Origin of the sequence: Actinomadura oligospora ATCC 43269 (assembly GCF_000518265.1) — a bacterium.
Lineage (GTDB): Bacteria > Actinomycetota > Actinomycetes > Streptosporangiales > Streptosporangiaceae > Spirillospora > Spirillospora oligospora.
Genome location: NZ_JADG01000018.1, coordinates 1 through 20,743 on the forward strand (window position 1 = coordinate 1; position 20,743 = coordinate 20,743).

At 71.7% G+C, this 20,743-nt stretch carries 18 protein-coding genes; 2 read left to right on the plus strand and 16 right to left on the minus strand.

Features of this window, described 5'->3' with window-relative positions:
* Positions 1-284 precede the first annotated feature (284 nt).
* Positions 285-1,646, plus strand: coding sequence for a YifB family Mg chelatase-like AAA ATPase (locus P696_RS48210; protein ID WP_157429922.1), 1,362 nt, complete (start codon positions 285-287; stop codon positions 1,644-1,646).
* A gap of 130 nt (positions 1,647-1,776) precedes the next feature.
* Positions 1,777-2,937, plus strand: coding sequence for a DNA-processing protein DprA (dprA, locus tag P696_RS48215; RefSeq protein WP_034487008.1), 1,161 nt, complete (start codon positions 1,777-1,779; stop codon positions 2,935-2,937).
* Positions 2,938-3,880: 943 nt separating this feature from the next.
* Here the strand turns inward: dprA and P696_RS0126095 are convergent.
* The 16 genes from P696_RS0126095 to P696_RS52990 all read right to left on the minus strand — a co-directional run bounded on the left by P696_RS0126095 (position 3,881) and on the right by P696_RS52990 (position 20,734).
* Positions 3,881-4,195, minus strand: coding sequence for a DUF2469 domain-containing protein (locus P696_RS0126095; RefSeq protein WP_026414626.1), 315 nt, complete (start codon positions 4,193-4,195; stop codon positions 3,881-3,883).
* Entirely contained in the window at positions 4,192-4,914 is a 723-nt protein-coding gene (locus P696_RS0126100) for a ribonuclease HII (protein ID WP_026414627.1), read from the minus strand. The genes P696_RS0126095 and P696_RS0126100 overlap by 4 nt, the downstream gene beginning before the upstream one ends.
* An 861-nt stretch (positions 4,915-5,775) precedes the next feature.
* Positions 5,776-6,864 (minus strand): signal peptidase I, encoded by a 1,089-nt coding sequence (gene lepB, locus P696_RS0126105; RefSeq protein WP_342669042.1) that lies wholly within the window; start codon positions 6,862-6,864, stop codon positions 5,776-5,778.
* 191 nt (positions 6,865-7,055) lie between these two features.
* Positions 7,056-7,409, minus strand: coding sequence for a 50S ribosomal protein L19 (rplS, locus tag P696_RS0126110; protein ID WP_026414629.1), 354 nt, complete (start codon positions 7,407-7,409; stop codon positions 7,056-7,058).
* Between the two features lie 133 nt (positions 7,410-7,542).
* Positions 7,543-8,328, minus strand: a complete 786-nt coding sequence (gene trmD / locus P696_RS0126115) for a tRNA (guanosine(37)-N1)-methyltransferase TrmD (RefSeq protein ID WP_026414630.1) — start codon at positions 8,326-8,328, stop codon at positions 7,543-7,545.
* Positions 8,329-8,335: 7 nt separating this feature from the next.
* Positions 8,336-8,851: a ribosome maturation factor RimM gene (gene rimM, locus P696_RS0126120; RefSeq protein ID WP_034487011.1), complete on the minus strand. Its 516-nt coding sequence runs from the start codon at positions 8,849-8,851 to the stop codon at positions 8,336-8,338.
* A 395-nt stretch (positions 8,852-9,246) separates the two neighbouring features.
* Entirely contained in the window at positions 9,247-9,489 is a 243-nt protein-coding gene (locus P696_RS0126125) for an RNA-binding protein (RefSeq protein WP_026414632.1), read from the minus strand.
* Between the two features lies 1 nt (position 9,490).
* Positions 9,491-9,937, minus strand: coding sequence for a 30S ribosomal protein S16 (gene rpsP, locus P696_RS0126130; protein WP_026414633.1), 447 nt, complete (start codon positions 9,935-9,937; stop codon positions 9,491-9,493).
* Positions 9,938-10,356: 419 nt separating this feature from the next.
* Positions 10,357-11,919 (minus strand): signal recognition particle protein, encoded by a 1,563-nt coding sequence (gene ffh / locus P696_RS0126135; protein WP_026414634.1) that lies wholly within the window; start codon positions 11,917-11,919, stop codon positions 10,357-10,359.
* A 106-nt stretch (positions 11,920-12,025) separates the two neighbouring features.
* The gene (locus tag P696_RS48220; protein WP_034487014.1) at positions 12,026-14,413 is read right to left on the minus strand and encodes a [protein-PII] uridylyltransferase; all 2,388 of its coding nucleotides are present in this window, start codon (positions 14,411-14,413) and stop codon (positions 12,026-12,028) included.
* A gap of 7 nt (positions 14,414-14,420) precedes the next feature.
* Positions 14,421-14,765, minus strand: coding sequence for a P-II family nitrogen regulator (locus P696_RS0126145; RefSeq protein ID WP_281174989.1), 345 nt, complete (start codon positions 14,763-14,765; stop codon positions 14,421-14,423).
* On the minus strand, positions 14,762-16,105 hold the full coding sequence (locus P696_RS0126150; RefSeq protein WP_026414636.1) for an ammonium transporter: 1,344 nt from the start codon (positions 16,103-16,105) through the stop codon (positions 14,762-14,764). The genes P696_RS0126145 and P696_RS0126150 overlap by 4 nt, the downstream gene beginning before the upstream one ends.
* A gap of 278 nt (positions 16,106-16,383) precedes the next feature.
* The gene (ftsY, locus tag P696_RS0126155) at positions 16,384-17,541 is read right to left on the minus strand and encodes a signal recognition particle-docking protein FtsY (protein ID WP_026414637.1); all 1,158 of its coding nucleotides are present in this window, start codon (positions 17,539-17,541) and stop codon (positions 16,384-16,386) included.
* A gap of 72 nt (positions 17,542-17,613) precedes the next feature.
* Positions 17,614-18,492, minus strand: coding sequence for a glycoside hydrolase family 16 protein (locus P696_RS52985; RefSeq protein ID WP_051468193.1), 879 nt, complete (start codon positions 18,490-18,492; stop codon positions 17,614-17,616).
* A 114-nt stretch (positions 18,493-18,606) separates the two neighbouring features.
* Positions 18,607-19,347, minus strand: a complete 741-nt coding sequence (locus P696_RS0126165; protein WP_026414638.1) for a DivIVA domain-containing protein — start codon at positions 19,345-19,347, stop codon at positions 18,607-18,609.
* Between the two features lie 4 nt (positions 19,348-19,351).
* Positions 19,352-20,734 (minus strand): globin domain-containing protein, encoded by a 1,383-nt coding sequence (locus tag P696_RS52990; RefSeq protein ID WP_051468194.1) that lies wholly within the window; start codon positions 20,732-20,734, stop codon positions 19,352-19,354.
* Between the last annotated feature and the right edge of the window lie 9 nt (positions 20,735-20,743).

The following is a 20,743-nucleotide window of genomic DNA, read 5'->3' on the forward strand; positions in this document are numbered from 1 at the left end:
TGGATGAGCCAAACGCTACGAGCGTGCACACCAGCTCGCACGTGATGACGGCAACGGGGAGAAGCCAGGCAACAGAGGCGTGCCAACCGGCCGCCTTGCCGAGAGCGTACTGAGGTGCTGCGGAGAGGGCGGCTACGGCCGCCAGGGAGACGGGGGTCCCGGCGTAGACGGCCCAGCGGGCTGGACGGCTCGAAACTTGTTGCTGCTGCACAGGTGCTGACTCCCGAGGCACGTGGTACGTTCAACATTGCTTCGGGTAGGACTGGCCCAACAGGCACGTCACGGTGTCACTTTTCCCGGCAAGCCTGCCGAAAAAGGGTTCGACCTTCGACATCGCCATCGCCGTGGCGCTGCTCGCGGCTGCCGAAGCGGTCTCCCCGTTCTCCTGCGCGGGTCTGACGCTGGTCGGGGAACTTGGGCTGGACGGCCGGATGCGAGCCATCCCGGGCGTGCTGCCCGCGGTCCTCGCGTCCGCCAACGCGGGCTGCCAGACGGTGGTCGTGCCTCGGGCCAACGCGGCCGAGGCCAGGCTGGTCCCGGACATCGAGGTCGTCCCTGTCGCCAGCCTGCGCGAGTTGCTGTGCCTGCTCCGCGACGAGCCGCCGCCCACAGAGGACGACCAGCCCGAGCAGGCGTCCACCCATTACGGCATGGATGGGCTCGCCCCACGTTGCCCAGACCGGCGGACAGACCTCGATCTGACGGACGTCCGAGGGCAGGCCGAGGCCCGCCGGGCCCTGGAGATCAGCGCGGCGGGCGGCCACCACCTTTTCTTCAGTGGTCCGCCTGGCTGCGGGAAGACCATGTTGGCCGAACGGCTCCCCACCCTGATGCCGCCGCTGGAGCCGGAGGCGGCCCTAGAGGTCACGGCGATCCACTCCGTCGCGGGCACCCTCCCGCCAGACCAGCCGATGATCACCAAACCGCCGTTCCACGCACCGCACCACACCGCGACAAGAGCGGCGATCGTCGGCGGCGGATCAGGTCGCGTCCTCCAACCGGGAGCGGTTTCCCTGGCCCACCGAGGAATCCTCTTCCTGGACGAGGCGCCCGAATTCCAAGGCGGAGTCCTGGACGCTCTCCGGCAGCCGCTCGAAGAAGGGGAGGTCAGGTTGTCCAGGGTGGAAGGCACCGCGCGGTTCCCGGCACGATTCACGCTGGTCCTGGCGGCGAACCCGTGCCCGTGCGCCGCCGCCAAGCAGATGGACTGCTCCTGCGCCCCGGGCATCCGCCGCAAGTACACCTCGCGCGTTTCGGGGCCCCTGCTCGATCGCATCGACCTGAAGCTGGAGCTCACCCCTGCGAGCCGCGCCGAACTCCGATACGACCTGGAGTTCGCCGAGTCCAGCGAGGTCGTGGCCGAACGCGTCCTGAACGCCCGCGAGCGTGCGGTGAAGCGCCTGTCCGGCACCCCCTGGCGCACCAATTCCGAGATCCCCGGCCCGGAACTCCGCCGCCATTTCACCCCGTCCGGAGAGGCGATGCGCGCCGCCGACGAAGCGCTCCAGAAGGGAACCCTCAGCGCCCGGGGCCTGGACCGCGTGCTCCGCGTCGCCTGGACGATCGCCGACCTGGCCGACCGCGAAGAGCCGGGCGACGACGACATCGGCGGTGCCCTGGCCCTATGGAACGGCCGCTGGACATGAAGCCCAAGCAACCCGCACTGATGCGCGCTCTCCAAGAGCGCAAACAGCCCGCGCCGGTGATTCCCCCACGGCTGCGGACCGTCCGCGTTGGTGTGCTCCCAAGAGAAGGAACTGCCCCGAGGAGGCGACCATGACCGATGACCAGACCGCACGAGCGATCCTCACGGCCTTGGCCGAGCCGGGCGAACCCGTGCTCAACCAGATCATCGACCGAGTCGGCGCACCCGGAGCGCTCGAAGCCATCCGCTCCGGCCGGTTGCCGGACGCGCCGACGGGCCGGACCGCCGACGACTCCGAAGTTGCCCGGATGACCGAACGCCTGGCCCACTGGCGGATCCGGTTGTCCGCCGCCGAACCCGCGAGTGACCTGCTCGTCGCCGAGCGCCTAGGCGTCCGGTTGGTCTGCCCGGGCGATCCTGAGTGGCCCACCACCCTGGACGACCTGGGCTCGCGACGTCCGTACGCCCTGTGGCTGCGCGGCCCCACCGACCTGCGCCACGGCTGCCTGCGCTCGGTCGCGCTCGTCGGGGCCCGCGCGGCGTCCTCCTACGGCCTGCGCATAGCGGCGGAGATGGCTTGCGAGCTGGGCGACCGCGGATGGACGGTCGTATCAGGCGGAGCCATGGGCATCGACGCCGCAGCGCACCGAGGCTCTCTGGCGGCAGGCGGCCCGACCGTCGCGGTCCTCGCCAACGGAGTGGACGTCCCCTATCCGGCCTGCAACGACGGTTTGTTCGCCGAACTCGCCCGCCGTGAGTTACTCATCAGCGAATCACCGCCTGGCACCGCACCGAGGCGCCAACGTTTCCTCGTCCGCAACCGCGTCATCGCCGCCCTCTCCAGGGGCACGGTCGTCGTCGAGGCGGGACGCCGCAGCGGGGCGCTGAGCACTGCCCACTGGGCCCGGAAACTGAGCCGCGTGGTCATGGCCGTCCCGGGCCCGGTGACCTCGGCGTCCTCCGTCGGCTGCCACGCGCTCCTCCGCGATCCGCCACCCGCCCTCCTGGTCACCCGAAGCGAAGAGGTGATCGAAGCCGTGGGCGAACTCGGCACGGACCTCGCTCCGATCCCTGCCAGCCCGGTCCTGTCCCGCGATCTCCTGGATCCGGTCTCCCACGCCGTCCTGGAAGCCCTGCCTTCCCGGGCGGCGGCGGGCCCGGCCCAGATCGCCGCGAAGGCCGGCGTGGACCTCCCCACCGCCAACGCCAAACTCGGCCTTCTCGCCGCCGGCGGTTTCGTAGAACGCGCCCCCGGCGGCTGGCGCCTGACCCAGAAAGCCAAAACCCCATGACCGCCCACCAGACGTCGTCCCGCAGCACAGCTCATCGAACGTCCACAGCCGCCCCGAGCCCCCAGGTCCATGCACCGGCTTTCGCGTCCACAGCCCCCTGGCACCGCAGCTCCGCAGCGCCCTCCCCAGAAACCCCGCCTGCACGATCACCACCCCGACCGGCGGCCCCATTGAAATCTGCTCATGCGCCCGCACCAGCACGCACACTCGCCAAAAACACTCAGCAACAGCACCAACATGCGTCCGGATTGATGAACTGGCATCAACCGCCTGACTCCAGCAACCGGGGTGGACAACTCACACGCCTGAGCCGGATTCCGCCCAGCATGACCGCACGAGCCACGCGGTGGTCGCACACAGGGTCTGCGGAAGGCGGACGCGGAAGGCGGTTTCTCTGGTGAGGCGGCGCAAGTTGGCAGCTTGCTGGCACTGCCGGTGCTGAGCACGCTCAGCGAGCGCCCGTTGTGCCCCGCCTCTCGCGAGGCAGGGACTGGTCCCACGACGACACGGCCACCACGAAGGAACCCGGCGTTCCATGAGGGGTCGCTGCGGTTGTCGAGAGGGCTGGTGGAGTCAGGCTGCGTTTCGGTGACGGTCTCGTGGCTCGTCGGGGCTCGGTGGCCCAAGCCGACATGCCACGGCAATCGTTAGCGGGGCATGGTCGGGGTCGCCTAGTGGAAGGGGGACTCGCAGCCCCGGTCGGCGTTACCTCCAGCGCCCTCTCCATCCTCACGACCGTCTTCGACGGGGAAGCATGCAAGAAGGCGATCCGAAGCGCTGCGACCGACGACAGCGCTGGTGCTGGGGCCTGCTTCTCCTGCGGATCGTTGTGTATGTGGGGGCCTAGGGCTGGAGGTTGCTGGTGGAGCGGAGGAGGGCAGCGTTGAGGGATGTCAGCGCAGGTGGTACTTGGGAAGGGGGATTTGATTGGGCGGAGTGGGATTTATTGGTCGGCGGGGAGTTCGAAGTCGCTCTTGGCTAGTTCTTCGACGTTGACGTCCTTGAAGGTGACCACGCGGACATTCTTGACAAACCTGGCGGGACGGTACATGTCCCAGACCCAGGCGTCCTGCATGGTGACCTCGAAATAGACCTCGCCGTTGTCGGCGCCTCGGACCTGGAGGTCGACCGAGTTGGTCAGGTAAAAGCGGCGCTCGGTCTCCACCACGTAGCTGAAGAGGCCGACGACGTCGCGGTACTCGCGATAGAGCTGGAGCTCCATCTCGGTTTCGTACTTCTCGAGATCCTCGGCGCTCACACTCGTACCCCTTCCGTCCGGGTCCTGTGGTCCTCCCCGGTCTGCTCCCCCGTGACCACATCCCCATTCTTACGCACCAGCCGGCCCACGTTGACGAAGGAGAGGCGGTGTTCGGCACATGGACCGTGTTCGGCGAGCGCGGCGGTGTGCGCCTTGGTCGCGTATCCCTTGTGCACGTCGAAGCCGTAGTGGGGGAATCGCTCGTGCAGATCGATCATGATCCGATCCCGGGTGACCTTCGCCACGATCGAGGCGGCGGCGATGCAGGCAACCACCTGATCACCCTTGATCACGCCCAGACTGGGCGCCATCAGTCCGGGCACCGAGAAGCCGTCGCTCAGGACGTACGCGGGACGCTGGCCGAGCGCGGCCACGGCGCGGCGCATGCCGGTGATGTTGCATCGATGCACGCCGAAGCGGTCCACCTCGTCCCGGGGAACGATGATCACGCTCCAGCTCGCGGCGCGCTCGACGATCTCCTCGTAGAGCGCCTCGCGGCGGGCCGGAGTCAGCAGTTTGGAATCGTTGAGGCCTTCGATCCGGCCTCGTTTGCCGTCCGCCAGAATCGCGGCGCCGATCACCAGCGGCCCGGCGCAGGCTCCGCGGCCCGCCTCGTCCACCCCGGCCACGGGGCTGAAACCCCCGTGTCCGAGGGCGCGCTCGAAGCCGTACAGCCCAGCGTCACGCCTGGGCGTGAACCGCAGTGGACGACCGTTCATACTCGCAGCGTACGTCCCTGGAAAGCCGGAAAACCCCGTTTTGACGCTCAAGAGCGCCCTGGAACGGACGATCATCGCGAAGCCGCAGTTCGCGCCTGTGTCAGCGGTGGTTCAGCCCAAGGCGGAACCACCGGTCGAGGCCAACTGGACCCGATCCATGCCTGCCGTTCCCGCGCCAAGCCAGTTGACAGCCAGCCAGCGGGTCAGGGCACCCACGCACAAGCCGGTTCGCCGGTCCCACCAGGGCGGTCCCAGGCCGCCCGCCCCCGGCGCGTCCGGCCCCGGCGATCCGCCTCTGGCCATCGCCCTCAGCGGCGGACACCCCTGGTCCCGCCCAGGGCGGGGCTCGGCGGCCCGGCCCTGCCCTCTGGCCCCCGGCGCCCCTTCGGCGACGGACATAGCCTGGAGGCTTTACCCACCGCCCTGGCCCCATCTGGGGCGGTCCCCCAGCGATGCGCCCCCTGGCCGTCGCCGTCGGCGGCGGGCGCAGCTGGTCCCGCCCCGGGGCGGGACCAGCGGCCCGGCCCGGCCCTCTGGCCCCCGGCGACCCGCCCTCGGCGGCGGGCTCAGGCTAGGGGGCTTTCCGCCGCCTTTCACTGGCCCCTTCCCGGGCGATCCCCCGGCGATCCGCCCTTTGGCCGTCCGCCCCTCGGCGGCACAGCTGGCCCCGCCCGAGGGCGGCCCTAGGCGGTCCGGCCCTCGGCGGTCCGGCCTCGGTGGTGGGAGCAGGCTGGAAGCTTTGCTCGCCGTCTTATCGCTGGTCGCGCCTGGGGGCGGGGCCCCGGGTGCTCCGGCCCGGCCCTCCCCGGCGGCCCGCCATCGGTGGTGGGTGCAGGCTGGAGGGGCGGTGCCGGGAGCGGCTTAGCGGCGGAGGTGGAGGCGTAGGCGGCGGGTCAGGTAGGTGATGGGGATGGCGCCCAGGGAGCCGAGGGTCAGTGGGGCTGCCGGGGCCAGGGCGGCGGCCGTCTTGAGGGTCGGCTGCTTGAAGGTGGACGGGATGGGGAGGGTGTCCAGGCGGTTCAGGGGCCAGACGATGACGAAGGCGCGGCCGATGACGTGGTCGATGGGGATGGTGCCGCCGCCTCGGTCGCCGCGATGCCAGCGGGAGTCGGACGAGGCCTCGCGGTGGTCGCCCATGACCCAGAGCTGGCCGGGGCCGACGGTGGCGTCGAAGGGGTCGATGGACGGCTTGTTCTGCACCCGCGTGGACGGGTCGGTGAACAGGTAGGAGTGCTCGTCCAGCGGGACGCCGTTGACGGTGACGCGGCCCTGGGCGTCGCAGCACTTCACGTGGTCGCCGGGGACGCCGATGACGCGCTTGATGTAGTCCTTCTCGTTCGGCGCGACGCCGAAGGCGCCGCCGACCGCGCGCAGGACCCTGCTGACGGGGTTGCTCGGTCGGCTGACCTGGACTTCCGGGTCCCAGGAATCGAGGCCGTTGAAGACGACGACGTCGCCGCGGGAGATGTCCCGGGTGTGGTAGACGACCTTGTTGACCAGGACGCGGTCGCCGATCTGGAGGGTGTTCTCCATCGACCCGGACGGGATGTAGAACGCCTGGACGACGAACGCCTTGATCACCAGGGCGAGGACGAGGGCGACGCCGATCAGCACCGGCAGTTCCTTCAGGAACGAGCCCGGCTTCTTGCGCTTCTTCCCGGTCGGCTCGGCGGACTCGGCGTCGTCCGGGGACGTGTCGGGCCGCTCGACGGCGGGCTCGCCACCCTCGGCGCCGGCATCGGGGGCCCCGGCGGTGGGATCGGGGCGCCCGGCGGTGGGGTTCGGGTGCCCAGCGGTGGCATCGGGGCGCCCGGCGGTGGGGTCGGGGTACCCGGGAGTGGACGGGGCGCGTTCGGTGTCGGACGGCTCGCGTTCGGAGGGGGACGGCTCGCGTGCGGGGGTCACGGTCTGCTTCTCTTCGGGCACCGCGCCCTCGGCTTCGGAACGCACGTCTCTCCGATCGTCCTCGTAAGTCATCAGGGCGCCAGACTAGCGGCGGGAGGGCCGCCGAATCTCGTGCATGGCCGTGTCGTGGCCACGTCCCGATCCGCTCCGACGTGCACTTTCCCCCAAAACGGGCGGCGCCCCGGGATCCGTGGTCGGGATCCCGGGGCGCCGGTCGCTCAGCGAGGCGAGAGCGATCAGAAGTCGCGCTTCTCCTTGATGCGAGCCGCCTTGCCGCGCAGGTTGCGCAGGTAGTACAGCTTGGCGCGGCGGACGTCACCGCGGATCGCGACCTCGAGCTTCTCGATGTGCGGGCTGTTGATCGGCCAGGTGCGCTCGACGCCGTAGCCGCCCTTGCTGATCTTGCGGACGGTGAAGGTCTCGCGGGAGCCGCCGCCCTGACGCCGGATCACGACGCCCTCGAAGACCTGGACACGGGTGACCTTGCCCTCGGTGATGCGCGCGTGAACGCGCACCGTGTCGCCGGGACGGAAGTCCGGGACGTCGGACCGCAGGGCGGCCTTCTCGATCTCCTGGATCAAAGCGTGCATGGCAGCTGTACCTCAGTCGTGTCGAACGCGGACGTCGAGAGGCCCCGGCCTGAGTGCATGGGGGCGTCGCTCCGCACAAAATGGATCTTCTTGGAAGTCTGCGCGCCGCGCGTCACGAGCACACGGCGACGCTCTAGTTTGCCATATCTTCGCCGTGCTCCGGAAAACCGGTGTCGGCGAGGATCTTCCGATCATGTTTGTCAAGCGTTTCGGGGGCGAGGCGTCCGAGCAGCTCGGGGCGGTTCTCGGCGGTGCGGCGCAGCGCCTGGTCGCGCCGCCAGCGGGCGATCGCGCCGTGGTTGCCCGAGAGCAGGATCTCCGGGACGGCCCGCTCCCGCCAGACCGGCGGCTTGGTGAAGACGGGCCCCTCCAGAAGCGATTCCATGGCTCCGGGGGCGAACGAGTCGTCGGCGACGGACTCGGCGTTCCCGAGGACGCCGGGGATGAGCCGTCCGATCGCCTCGACCATCACCAGGACGGCGACCTCGCCGCCCGCCAGCACGAAGTCGCCGAGGCTCACCTCGGACACCGGCATGCGGGTGGCGGCCTCCTGGACGACACGGGAGTCGATGCCCTCGTAGCGTCCGCAGGCGAACAGGAGGTGCTCCTCGGCGGCCATCTCGGCGGCCATGGCCTGGGTGAACGGGCGTCCGGACGGGGTCGGCACCACGAGCCGCGGGGCCGGGCCGTCCGGCGGGGCGACGGCGTCCAGGGCCTCGCCCCACGGCTCGGGCTTCATGACCATGCCGGGGCCGCCGCCGTAGGGGGTGTCGTCCACGGTGCGGTGCCGGTCGTGCGTCCAGGACCGCAGGTCGTGGACGTGGACGTCGAGCAGCCCGGTGCGCCGGGCCTTGCCGATCAGCGAGACGTCGAGGGGGGCGAAGTACTCGGGGAAGATGCTGATGATGTCGAGTCGCATCGGGGGGTCAGTCCTCGTCCAGCAGGCCGGCGGGCGGGTCGATGACGAGCGCGCCGCCCGCGACGTCCACCTCGGGGACGAGCGCGGTGACGAACGGCACCAGCAGCTCGCCGCCCCCGGTGCGGCGGATGACCAGCAGGTCCTGGCCGTGGTGGCGGACGTCGGTGACCTCGCCCACGTCCGTGCCGTCCACGGTGCGGACGGCCAGGCCGACCAGCTGCGCGTCGTGGAAGTCGTCGGGGTCGTCCGACTCGGGGATGTCGTCGGCGTCCACGACGAGCCAGGTGCCCCGCAGGGTCTCGGCGTCGTTCCGGTCGGCGACGCCCGCGAACCGGACGATCAGCCGCCCGGAGTGCCAGCGCGCCTGCTCGACGACCAGCGGACCGGCGCCCGCGGGGTCGGTGGCGATCTCGGTGCCCGGCGCGAACCGCAGCTCCGGGTCGTCGGTCCGCACGTCCACGGTGCTGTCACCACGAACGCCGTGCGGACGCCCGATCCGGCCGATCACGATCCGTTCGGCCACGAGCCGTTCCTTCCAGCGAATGATCAATGTCGGAGAACCCCGCGCCGTCACCGTTCCGGCGGCGAACGCGTCCCTGCTTCCAGCCTGCCAGCCGGACCCCATGCCCGGGACAACCGGGCCCTGCCATCAGTACAGACGGCCGGTGCGGCGCACCTGGGGTAAAACGCGATCCGAGCCGCCGCGTCGTGGGACGACGTGGCGGCTCGGATCGTTGTCGGACCCGCGAGCGGGTCCGTTATGACGTCCTCCCCGATGTGGGGTGGGTGCCGCCGTCACTCGGACGGCGGTGAAGTGAGCTCCCGGGATGGGCGCGCCGAGGCACGGCCTCGGCGCGTCCCCTCGTGCGGACGGAGCGTCCGCGGTGGGGAGCCCTGCGCCCGAGCCGCCCTACGGGGTCAGCGGACCTCGTTGACGTCGAGCAGGTCGACGCGCACGTAGCGGCCTCCGGAGAGGGCGCTGATGACCGTGCGCAGGGCCTTGGCGGTACGACCGCTTCGGCCGATGACCTTGCCGAGGTCGTCGGGGTGCACACGCACCTCCAGAACCCGGCCGCCCCTGATGCGGCGGGCGCGGACCCGGACGTCGTCCGGGTTCTCCACGATCCCTCGCACCAGGTGCTCGAGCGCTTCTTCGAGCACGTCAGTCCTCGCTCTTGACTTCGGTCTCGGCGGAGTCGGCGTCGGCCTTCTTGGCCTCGGCCTTCTTCTTCGGCTTGGCGGCCGGAGCGGCGGCTTCGACGTCGCCCATCGACTCCTTGACGGCGGCCTCGAAGACGGCCTTCTTGTCCGGCTTCGGCTCGGCCTTGCGCAGGGTGCCCTCGGCGCCCGGCTCGCCCTTGAACTTCTGCCAGTCGCCGGTGACCTTGAGCAGGTTCAGCACCGGCTCGGTCGGCTGCGCGCCGACGCCCAGCCAGTACTGCGCGCGCTCGGAGTCGATCTCGATGAGCGACGGCTCCTGCTTGGGCTGGTAGAGGCCGATCTCCTCGATGGCGCGACCGTCCCGCTTGGTGCGGGAGTCGGCGACGACGATCCGGTACTGCGGGTTCCGGATCTTCCCCAGACGCTTGAGCTTGATCTTGACTGCCACGGGTGTGGTGTTCTCCAGACTTGGTACAGGCGAGCTTGGCCGCACCAGGTGGGGACACCGGCGACCGGCCAGCTCTGTGGACTCCGGGCACGCGGGACGAGAGAGGGCGCCAGCGCGATTCCGGGTTTCCAGCCTGCCATTCTGCCAGACGTTCGCGGAAAAAGCGCAATCGGACGATGACACGCGGCCACGCGGTCGGCAAAGCCCGCCTGACCTGCGGGAACGTTTCGCCCAGAACGAACACGCGAACCGCCGGTCCCGGGCCGTCCAAGGGGCCGGAAAATAAGGCGAATCGGCGCGCACCGACATCCGTGACCACGAACCGCCCACACGTCCCACGGGCGCCCGGCACGGCGAACGCCGCGCCCGCCGGAGGGCGGGACACGGCGTTCGCTGTGAGTCGGGTTACTTCTTCCGGGTCACTTCTTCTTGCCGCCGCCCAGGTCACCCAGGTCGGGCATCTGGAAGCCGGGCGGGAGCTGCTTGGCCAGGCCGGGCGGGAGCTGGCCGCCGAGGCCCGGCGGGAGGCCCTGGGGCAGGGCGTCGGCGGCGGGCTGGTCGGCGGGCTGCTTGCCGACGGCGCGCTTGCGCGGGTCGCCGCTGCGCTGCTTGCCCTTCTTCTTCGCCGCCTTCTGCGCCTGCTTGGCGCGGCGGCGGCCCGGCATGCCGGGGAAGCCCATGTTGCCGGCCATCGCGCGGACCATCTTCTGCGCGTCGAAGAACCGGGTGACCAGGCTGGACACCTCGCCGACCTGGACGCCGGAGCCCTTGGCGATGCGGGCCCGCCGGGAGCCGTTGATGATCTTGGGGTTGGAACGCTCGTCGGGCGTCATGGAGCGGATGATCGCGGCGACCCGGTCCAGGTCCTTGTCGTCGATCTGGGAGATCTGGTCCCGGACCTGGCCCATGCCGGGCATCATCCCGAGCAGGTTGCCGATCGGCCCGAGCTTGCGGATCATCATCATCTGCTCGAGGAAGTCCTCGAGCGTGAAGTCCTCGCCGGACGCGAACTTGGTGGTCATCTTCTCGGCCTGCTGGGCGTCGAACGCCTGCTCGGCCTGCTCGATCAGGGTGAGGATGTCACCCATGTCGAGGATGCGCCCGGCCATCCGGTCCGGGTGGAAGACGCTGAAGTCGTCCAGCTTCTCGCCGGTGGACGCGAACATGATCGGACGGCCGGTGATGTGCCGCACCGACAGGGCCGCGCCGCCGCGGGCGTCGCCGTCGAGCTTGGTGAGGACGACGCCGTCGAAGCCGACGCCGTCCACGAAGGCCTGCGCGGTGTTCACCGCGTCCTGGCCGACCATGGCGTCGACGACGAAGAGGATCTCGTCCGGCGTGACCGCGTCGCGGATGTCGATGGCCTGCTGCATCATCTCCGCGTCCACGCCGAGGCGGCCCGCGGTGTCGATGATGACCATGTCGTGCTGGGCGTGCCGGGCCTGCTCGATCGAGCGGCGCGCCACGTCCACGGGGTCGCCGACGCCGGAGCCCGGCTCGGGGGCGAAGACCTGCACCCCGGCCCGCTCGCCGACGACCTGCAGCTGCTGGACGGCGTTGGGGCGCTGGAGGTCGGCCGCGACCAGCAGCGGCGCGTGCCCCTCCTTCTTCAGGTGCCGGGCGAGCTTGCCCGCGAGGGTGGTCTTGCCGGCGCCCTGCAGGCCCGCGAGCATGATCACGGTCGGCGGGTTCTTGGCCAGGTTCAGCCGCCGGGTCTCGCCGCCGAGGATGCCGATGAGCTCCTCGTTGACGATCTTGACGACCTGCTGCGCCGGGTTGAGCGCCTGGGAGACCTCCGCGCTCGCGGCCCGTTCCTTGATCCGCGCGATGAAGTCCTTCACCACGGGCAGCGCGACGTCGGCTTCGAGCAGCGCGACGCGGATCTCGCGGGCCGTCGCGTTGATGTCGGCCTCGGAGAGCCGGCCCTTGCTGCGCAGCGACGAGAAGACCGTCGTCAACCGGTCGGAGAGCGTCTCGAACACGTGTGGACCCGTCCTTGGAAAGCTTCGTGGGATCGCCTATCAGACTATCGGGTCATGCGCCGGGTCCCGCCCCGCCGGTTTTTCCGCCTTGTCCGGCTTGCCGTGATCAGCCCAGCGCCCCCAGGACATGGGCGCGGACGGTCGCGGCGGACTCCCCCAGCGGACGGCCCTCGGCGTCCACGACGTAGAAGGCGTCGACGGCCTCGGCGCCCAGGGTGTCGACCCGGGCGGCGATCACCTGGAGGCCGCACTCGCCGAGCGCCTGGCCGACCCGCCACAGCAGGCCCGGAACGTCGTGGGCGCGGACCTCGACGACGGTCGCGCTCTCCGACGCGTCCGGGACGATCGTGACGCGCGGCGGCGGGACGGCGGCTCCGGGCCGGGTCCGGACGGACCGCGCACGGCGTTCGAGCCGGTCCGCGACGTTCAGGCGTCCGGCCAGCATGCGGCGCAGGTCGGACTCCAGCGCGGCCGGGTCGGGCGGATCACCGAACTCCGGGACGGCCGTGAAGTCGAGCACGGCGGTCGCCGTCCCCTCCGTCCCGGCGGCCTTCGGGGCGGTTTCGGAGACGGTCCGGGCCGTGCGGACGGCCAGGCGGTGCAGGGCCAGGACGCCCGCCGCCCGCCAGAGCAACCCCGGACGGTCCGGGGCGGCGATCATGATCCGCGCGCCCTGGACACGGACGGCGGCGCCGTCGTGCCTGGCCAGCGCCAGGGTGTCCGGTCCGAGGGACGGCGCGGGCGGCAGCGTCCCGCCCGCGAGGGACATCAGGGCGCGGCGGGCCAGTTCCGCCACGAGCCCGGCCTTCCAGGACCCCCAGGCGGCGGGACCGGTGGCCTGGCCGTCCGCGACGGCGAGGGCGGCGAGCAGTTCGAGGACGTCGCGCTCGCGCCCCGGGGCCTCGGCGACGGCGTCCAGGACCGTCTCGATCGTCTTCGGGTCGTCGATGTCGCGGCGGGTGGCGGTCTCGGGCAGCAGCAGGTGGTGCCGGACGACGGTCTCCAGCACCTTCACGTCTCCCGCCGGGAAGCCCGTCCGCGCGGCGGTCTCGCGGGCGACGGCCGCGCCGCGGACCGAGTGGTCGCCCGGCAGGCCCTTGCCGATGTCGTGCAGGAGCGCGCCGACGAGCAGCAGGTCGGGACGGGCGACCTCGCGGGCCAGCGCGGCGGCTCCGGCGGCGGCCTCGACGAGGTGGCGGTCCACGGTGAAGCGGTGCACGGGGTTGCGCTGCGGCCGGTTCCGGACACGCTCCCAGTCGGGGAGCAGCCGGACGATCAGCCCCGCCTGGTCGAGGGCCTCCCAGACGCCGATCGCGGCGGGGCCCGCGCCGAGCAGCGAGACCAGGGCGTCGCGGGCCGCCGAAGGCCACGGCGCGCCGGGCAGGACGGCCCTGCGGGCGAGCGTGTCCACGGTCGCCGGAGCGAGGGGCAGGCCGTTCTGCGCGGCGGACGCGGCGACGCGGAGCGTCAGCGCGGGGTCCCCCAGGTCGGCGTTGCGGGCGAGCACGACCTCGCCGTCCTGCTCGACGGCGCCGTCGCCGACGGGCCTGCGCCGGGCTCGGGCGCGTCCGTTGCGGGGGCGGACGAACCGGTCCACGCGCCGCCAGACCTGGTCGTCGGCGTGGGTGATCGTCCGGGCGGCGGTGGCGACCGCCCGCAGCAGGACGTCGGCGTCGGGCATGCCGAGCGCCGTGGCGACGGCCTCCTGCTCCTGGAGGACGAGCCGGTCGGACGGCCGTCCGGTGGCCGTGTGGAGCGCGTGCCGGACGTCCAGCAGCAGGTCGTGGGCGTCGCGGACGCGTCCGTCCGGTGCGGGGGCCACCCAGGACGCGGCGACGGCGTTCATGACCTCCACGTCGCGGAGCCCGCCGCGTGCCTCCTTCAGGTCGCCTTCCAGCAGGAACGCGAGCTCGCCCTGCGCGTCCCAGCGTTCCCGGCACAGGCCGCCGAGCTCGGCGAGCCGCTTCCGCGCGTCCGTCCGCCAGTCGGCGAGGACGGCCGCGCGAGCCTCGTCCGCGAGTGTGGGGTCCCCGGCGATGTGGCGTGGCGTGAGCAGGCCGAGCGCGGCCTTCATGTCGTCGCGGGCGACCGCCTGCGCCTCCTGGACGATCCGGACCGAGTGGTCGAGCCGCAGTCCCGCGTCCCAGATCGGGTACCAGATCCGATCGGCGATCTCCGCCACGTCGCCGCGTCCTCGATGCAGGAGCACCAGGTCGAGATCGCCGCCGGGCGTCAGCTCGCGGCGCGCGTGGCTCCCGACGGCGACCAACGCCACGTCCGCCGCCCTCGCCGGGACCGGCGGCTGCTCGGCGCTCGGTCCCCGGACCCCGCCTTCGGGGCCCAGCGCGGCGTTGAAGAGGCCGGTGAGGTGACGGTCGAGGTCGGTGGCGCGGGCGGCGCGCGCGGCGGCGAGGGCCGCGCGGGCCGCGGGGCCGGAGGAAGGGGCTCCGGGCCCGCGGCCCGCTGGTCCGGGCGTTCCCTGGGCGAGGACCACGCGACGCCTACAGGGCGTCCGGGCCGGTCTCGCCGGTGCGGACGCGGACGACCGTGTCCACCGGGACGGCCCAGACCTTGCCGTCGCCGATCTTGTCGGTGCGGGCGGCCTTGACGATGACGTCGATGATGTCGTGCGCGTCCTCGTCGTCCACCAGGACCTCGACGCGGAGCTTCGGCACGAGGTCCACCTTGTACTCGGCGCCCCGGTAGACCTCGGTGTGGCCCTTCTGGCGGCCGAAGCCGCTGGCCTCGCTGACGGTCAGGCCCCGGATCCCGAACGCCTCCAGCGCCGCCTTGACCTCGTCCAGCTTGAACGGCTTGATCACCGCGGTGATGAGCTTCACGGTCACGCCTCCACCTTCTTCTCGGCGGCCACTCCGCCGCTGGTCACAGGGCCGGGCACGGAGGTCACGTGACCGGTGCGGACCGAGCCCGCGCCCGCCGGGGCGAGATCGTAGGCGGTCTCGGCGTGCGTGGTGAGGTCCACGCCGGTCGCCTCGGCCTCCTCGTCGATCCGGAAGCCCATCGTCTTGTCGATCACCTTGGCGATGACCCAGGCCATCGCGAACGAGTAGAGGCCGATCACGACCGGGCCGAGCACCTGCAGGCCGAGCTGGTGGACGCCGCCGCCGTAGAACAGGCCCTTGTGCTGCGAGGACAGCGCCGGGTAGGCGGCCAGGAAGCCCAGGGAGACCGCGCCGACCGCGCCGCCGACCAGGTGCACGCCGACGACGTCGAGCGAGTCGTCGTAGCCGAGCCGGTACTTCAGGCCGATCGCGTAGGCGCAGACCGCGCCCGCGACCAGGCCGAGGACGACCGAGGCCCAGGGATCGACGAACCCGCACGCGGGGGTGATCGCGACGAGGCCCGCGACCGCGCCGGACGCGGCGCCGAGCGTGGTGGCGTGGCCGTCCCGGAGCTTCTCGACGACCAGCCAGGCCCCGGCCGCCACGGCGGTCGCGATCTGGGTGTTCATGAACGCGAGGCCGGTGGTGGTGTCGACGCCGATCTCCGAGCCCGCGTTGAACCCGAACCAGCCGAACCACAGGATCGCCACGCCGAGCAGGACGAACGGCAGGTTGTGCGGACGCATCGGCTCCTTCGGCCACCCGCGCCGCCTGCCCAGGACGATCGCCAGCGCGAGCCCCGCCGAACCGGCGTTGACGTGGACGACCGTCCCGCCCGCGAAGTCCTCGATGCCGAGCTTGTTCAGCCAGCCGGTGCCCCACACCCAGTGCGCCACGGGGAAGTACACCAGCGACGCCCACACCACCGTGAAGGTCATCCACGCGCCGAACTTCGCGCGGTCGGCGATCGCGCCGCTGATCAGCGCGACCGTGATGATCGCGAAGGTGAGCTGGAAGGCCGAGTAGACCAGCAGCGGGATGTTGTGGTCGGGGGCCGTGCCCTGCTGGATCGCGGTGGCCGTCCCCTTCAGCCCGACCGCGTCGAACCCGCCGAGGAACTTGTTGACGAACGAACTGCCGTTGTCGGTGAAGGCGACGGAGTGGCCGAAGAGCACCCATAGGACGGTCACGCTGATGATGCTGCCGAACGACATCATCATCATGTTCAGCACGCTCTTCGCGCGCGTCATGCCGCCGTAGAAGAACGCGAGCCCGGGGGTCATGAACAGCACCATCGCCGTGGCGGCCAGCATCCAGGCCGTCGCGCCTGTATCGATCTTCATCTCGGGGGATGCCCCTCCTCGACCGGGAACGTGGACTGGGCAAAAGATTCCGGCGCGGCCGTTTCGCCTGTTCGGCTCCCGTGTTTCGGCGGTGTGAAACCCCGTCACGGCGTGTTGCGCGGTTGTTTCGGAACCCTCACCGACTCCCCGGTCCGGACAGGTGTTTCGGGCTTTTCCGCTAGGTCATTTCATACGAGAAGGCCCCGCCGGTCGGGTGACCGGCGGGGCCTTCTCGATCAGTCGGTGCTCGGGTGATCGGGCAGGTGATCGGGCGATGATCAGTCGCCGAGGATCGCGTCCACGAACGCGTCGGGCTCGAAGGGGGCCAGGTCGTCCGGGCCCTCGCCGAGGCCGACGAGCTTGACCGGAACGCCCAGCTCGCGCTGCACCTGGACGACGATGCCGCCCTTGGCGGTGCCGTCCAGCTTGGTCAGGGCGATGCCGGTGATGTTGACGACCTCGGCGAACACGCGGGCCTGCTGCATGCCGTTCTGGCCGGTCGTGGCGTCCAGGACGAGCAGGACCTCGTCGACCGCGGCCTGCTTCTCCACGACCCGCTTGACCTTGCCGAGCTCGTCCATGAGCCCGGCCTTGGTGTGCAGCCGTCCCGCGGTGTCGATGATCACCGTGTCGACCCTGCTGTCGATGCCCACCTTGACCGCGTCGAACGCGACCGAGGCCGGGTCGGCGCCCTCGTCCTTGCGGACGACCTGCGCGCCGACCCGCTCGCCCCAGGTCTGGAGCTGGTCGGCGGCGGCGGCGCGGAAGGTGTCGGCCGCGCCGAGGACGACGGTCTTGCCGTCCCCGACCAGGACGCGGGCCAGCTTGCCGGTCGTGGTGGTCTTGCCGGTGCCGTTGACCCCGACGACCATCAGGATGGCGGGCTTGTCGCCGTGCCTGTCGGTGTGGAGCGAGCGGTCCAGGTCCGGGCCGATCTGCTTGACCAGCTCCTCGTGCAGCAGGGCGCGCACCTCGGCGGGCGTGCGGCTGCCGAGCACCTGGACGCGGGTGCGCAGGTCGTCGGTGATCTGGCGGGCGACCGAGACGCCGATGTCGGCGCCGATCAGGGTGTCCTCGATCTCGTCCCACGCCTCGTCGTCGAGGTGGTCGCGGGACAGCAGGCCGAGCAGGGTCTTGCCGAAGGTGTTCTGGGACCGGGCGAGCCGGGCGCGCAGCCGGACGAGGCGGCCCGCGGACGGCGGCGGGACCTCGATCTCCGGCTTGGGCGGCGCGGCGGGCGTGGGCGGGGCCCGTTCCACCGTCGGGGCGGCCTGATCCTCCTCCGGCGGCGCGGTGGTCGCGCCTGCCTGGATGTCGGGCCGCTCCGCTGGTTCGACGGGAGCTTGGGGCTTGCGGCGGCCGGGCCGCAAGAACATCACGCCGCCCACGATCAACGCGAGGACGGCCAGCCCGGCGATGAGGATCACGTATTCCATAGCGGGTCCAGTTTTCCAGACGGCCGCCGATGCCCCGTACCCGAGCGCCGGATGGAACGCCTTCCGGCCCCGTCAGCGCCGATACATGCGGATCCAGTCGACCTGGAGCGTCGCGGGGGCGTTCCCCTTGATCCCGCGCGCGGTGCGGCGGGCGTCCTCGGGGAACCAGTCGAGCTGGATCGTCTGCCCCATCCGCCCGCGGGGCAGGGCGTAGCGGCGGGTGGTGTGGAACCAGCGCCTGCCGTCCACGAAGCCGCTGACCCACGTGGACGTCCACTCAACGGCGAAGGCGTGCCAGCGGGTCAGGTCGACGTGGACCTGACCGGCGATCCGCCTGTCCTTGCGTGTGGGCCCGTAGTGCAGGAAGAACTCGGCCTTCTGGCGGGTGCCGTTGTCGGCGACCTCCAGCCAGTCCACCTCGCCGCCACCGCCCTTGGGGGCGACTCCCCCGCGGGCGCGCGTCGGCCACAGCAGCAGGACGGGGTGGTACGAGGCGCAGGAGCGGGACATCCGGACCCGGGCCTCCCAACGACCCGTCCGCTGCGAACCGCGTTTCCAGGCCGCGCCGCCGGTCATGCCATTGGGACGTCCGGTCAGGGTGAGGACGCCTTTCCGGACGCTCACCGCACGCGGGCTGCGACGCCCTTTACCTCCCTGACCTGGGCCGTCGTAGATCTCCCAGGCGCGACGGTCGAGACGCCTCGCGCGGAAGTCGTCGGACGCGACCGGCTTTCCCCAATGGAAACGCCAGGCGGCGGTGGCCGGAGCACCCGGCGGCGGACGCCAGGGCGGCCTGGGCGGCCTGGGCTTGGTCGCGGGGATCGCCCGCGGCGGACGCCGGGGCGGCTTGGGCTGGTGGGGTTTGGTCGCGTGGATCACCGTTCCGGCCGGCGCGAGGAGCGCGGCCGGAACGGTGACGGCGATGATCAGCGTTCGGACACGCGTGGCCACCTTTGGACGCTACGGAAACCGGCTTAGAAGGCACCTCCCCAGATTCCTCGATCCTCGGGAAAGAAAGCCCTCAATAGGCAAAGTCCGCCCAGATCGTTGAGGCTTATCGACCGTTCAGCGAGGTTTCTCGGGATTCTCCTTCTCCGACTTCTCCCACTCGTCCACGTTCCGCAGCAGCGCCTCGAGGTACGCGCGCAGATGCGTCCGGTAGACGTCGCTGTAGGTGCGCAGATAGGCGATCTCACGCTCCATCCGGCGCCGCTCGTCGGCGTCGAGCGACGCGCCGTCCACCCGGGTCATCTCCATCGGGGACTCCGGATAGGCGGGCCCATCCGGATGGCCCGCCGAGGGCGTGTCCGGCCGGGCCGGTGGCGCGGCAGGTGGGGACCCGGCCGACCGCGCGGCCTGGTCGGCCATGGCGGCGGCGCGGTGGTGCGCCTCCTCCATCATCCGCCCGGCCCGCGTCTGCGCGTCGGTCAGGATCGCGTCCCGGTGCTGCCGCGCCTCCTGCGCCATCTCGCGCGTGTACCGCTCGGCGTCCGCGACGTACAGGTCGGCGGTCTGCTGCGCCTGCGACAGGATCCGGACGGCCTGGAAGTGGGCGTCGTCCGGCCGGGCGTCGTCGGGCCCGCCGTCCGGCGGCGCCGCGCGCAGCCGGTCCACCTCCTGGGCGAGCGCCGCGCGCTCGTTCAGGAGCTGGACCAGCTCGTGCTCGACCCGCTGGAGGAACTCGCGGACCTGGTCCTCGTCGAGGCCCCGGCGCCCGAGCGCCGCCCGCGCGAAGGCCGCCGCCTGGACCTCGCCCGGGGTCAGCCGGGGGCCGCCCGGGGCGAGGGGAGGGTGTGCTGGGTTCACGAGATCACCTCTGTGCGAAGGATTCCAGCCGGATGCGGTCGCGGGGCACGCCGTCACGGAGCAGCCGGTCCGCCGTGCTCTCGACCATGGCGTCCGGCCCGCACACGTAGATGTCGTGGCCGTGCCAGGAGCCGTACCGTCCCACCACCTCGGCGAGCGTGCCGTGCTCGATCCGCGGCGGGGCGGACGGCACCGGTGCGGCGGCGGACCCGAAGGTGTCGCCGAAGGCGGCGTGCCCGGACGCCGCGTCCCCGGACGCCGCCTGCCCGGGGGCCTGCCCCGGAGGCCGGCCGGACGCCGAACCCGGAGGCCGGCCGGGCGACGCGCCGGAAGGCGGCCCGCCGAACCAGCTGGACGCCCCGAAGGACACCGGCGAGCCGGGAACACCGGGAGGCCCGTAGCCCTCGGGAGCGCCGAACGGCGAGCCGAACGACATCCCGAATCCACCCCCGCCCGGCTCGTCCGACACCGCCGCCACGACCGTGAGCCAGGGGTGTCCGCCCGCGAGCTCGGCCAGGTGCGGCAGGTCGTACAGGGCGTCGCGGGTGCGTGCCCCGAAGAACAGCGTGGTGCGCGGCGGCGTCTGCCGCTGCGCCAGCTGCTCCAGGATCGCCTTGAGCGGCGCGAGGCCGGTGCTGCCCGCGACCATCAGCACGTCCCGGTGGGACGACTCGTCCAGCACGAGCGTGCCGACGGCCGCGCCCATCCGCAGCCGGTCCCCCGCCTGAACGGACCGGACCAGCACCGGGCTGACCGCCCCGCCGTCCACCAGCCGGACGTGGAAGTCCAGCGTGTTGTCCGGACGCGGGGCGTTCGCCATCGACAGGTAGCGCCAGTGCCGCAGCCGCTGCGGCAGCTCCACCGCGACCGACTGGCCGGGCGCGTACGGGAGCGGCTGGTCGGGCCGCACCCGCAGCACCGCGATGTCGAAGCGGCGGCGTTCCACCGCGACGACCTCGCCGCTCCACCACGCGGGCGCGGCCATCCCGTCCTGGTCCGCCGCCTCCAGCATGACGTGGGAGACCACGTCGTAGGCGGCGACCCAGTCGGCCTCCAGCTCGGGTGTCCAGGACGCCCCCGAGTAGTGCCGCAACGTCGCGACCAGGCTCGCCCCGACGTGCGGATAGTGCTCGGCGATGATCCCGAACTTGCGGTGGTCCCGGCCGAGTCCCTGCAGGAACGGCACCAGCTCGCCGAGGTCATCGACGTTGGAGACGATCTGCCCGAGCGCGCGCAGCAGCTTGTCGCGCTGCCCGCTCATCCCGATCGGGAACATGTCCCGAAGGTGCGGGTTCCGCAGGAAAAGGTCGGAGTAGAAGAACAGCGCCACCGCGTCGCCGTGCTGGGCGACCTGGGCGAAGTTCTCCTTCAGTCGTTGGGCGTCCACTCGTTCTCC

Bases quoted from the DNA above. Each gene is read 5' to 3' on its own strand.
- trmD (WP_026414630.1), bottom strand. From the start codon at position 8,328: ATGCGACTCGACATCATCAGCATCTTCCCCGAGTACTTCGCCCCCCTC.
- P696_RS0126150 (WP_026414636.1), bottom strand. From the start codon at position 16,105: ATGAAGATCGATACAGGCGCGACGGCCTGGATGCTGGCCGCCACGGCG.
- ftsY (WP_026414637.1), bottom strand. From the start codon at position 17,541: ATGGAATACGTGATCCTCATCGCCGGGCTGGCCGTCCTCGCGTTGATC.
- P696_RS0126100 (WP_026414627.1), bottom strand. From the start codon at position 4,914: ATGAACGGTCGTCCACTGCGGTTCACGCCCAGGCGTGACGCTGGGCTG.
- dprA (WP_034487008.1), top strand. From the start codon at position 1,777: ATGACCGATGACCAGACCGCACGAGCGATCCTCACGGCCTTGGCCGAG.
- rplS (WP_026414629.1), bottom strand. From the start codon at position 7,409: ATGCACGCTTTGATCCAGGAGATCGAGAAGGCCGCCCTGCGGTCCGAC.